General features: G+C 30.9%; 1 protein-coding gene. It reads right to left on the bottom strand.

The window, feature by feature from the left end:
- Positions 1–233, bottom strand: a 233-nt coding sequence (locus tag AAEY75_RS17250; RefSeq protein WP_352260409.1) for a hypothetical protein, incomplete at both ends; no start/stop codon positions are given.

The raw sequence follows: 233 nt of genomic DNA on the forward strand, positions 1-233 counted from the left end.
GCATCAGAGTTATCTGCTTCGATTTCAAAACGGTTAAACGTTTCTAAGTAACTCTCTTTTTTATCTTCAAAACACGTTAAAAGTATTAGTTGAGCCCCTCTCAACATAATATTTACATTCGAGTCATGTATATAAATTGAATTGTCTGTAGTAAAAAAAGTAAACATCATTAAATGTGGGGCGATAATTTGAAGTTCACTAAGTTCAGTTGTAAGAATTGGATAACATAGAAG

Origin of the sequence: Psychrobacter sp. TB55-MNA-CIBAN-0194 (assembly GCF_040309505.1) — a bacterium.
Taxonomy (GTDB): Bacteria; Pseudomonadota; Gammaproteobacteria; order Pseudomonadales; family Moraxellaceae; genus Psychrobacter; species Psychrobacter fozii.